Source organism: Paraburkholderia sp. BR10872 (genome assembly GCF_040965835.1).
In the GTDB taxonomy this organism is placed as follows: Bacteria; Pseudomonadota; Gammaproteobacteria; order Burkholderiales; family Burkholderiaceae; genus Paraburkholderia; species Paraburkholderia nodosa_A.
In genome coordinates, this window is record NZ_JBFRCN010000156.1 from 1 (window position 1) to 461 (window position 461).

Genomic DNA, 461 nt, shown 5'->3' on the forward strand with positions numbered 1-461 from the left:
TGATTTCCTTGGCTGCCGTCGCGCTGCGCTGGGCGAGTATGCGGACCTCGCCGGCGACGACGGCAAATCCGCGTCCCTGTTCACCGGCTCGGGCTGCCTCGACCGCGGCATTGAGGGCAAGGATGTTCGTCTGAAACGCGATACCTTCAATCACGCTAATGATTTCGGCGACCTTGGCCGAACTTTCCGTGATCCTGTGCATCGTGTCGACCACGCGCCCCACGACTTCTCCTCCGCGCTGCGCGTAGCCCGACGCCGTACTGGCCAACACGGTTGCCTGCTTCGCGTTATCGGCGTTTTGACGCACCGTGCTCGTCAGTTCTTCCATGCTCGAGGCAGTTTCCTCGAGCGAAGCGGCCTGCTCTTCGGTGCGCTGCGACAAATCAGTGTTGCCCTGAGCGATTTCGCCCGCCGCCACCGAGATCGACTCGCTGGAAGTCTTGATGCCCTGCACGATACGA

The 461-nt window shown here is 62.0% G+C and carries 1 protein-coding gene; it reads right to left on the reverse strand.

The window, feature by feature from the left end:
- The coding region (locus tag AB4Y43_RS40490; RefSeq protein ID WP_368730291.1) for a methyl-accepting chemotaxis protein at positions 1 to 461 on the reverse strand (461 nt) is incomplete at both ends.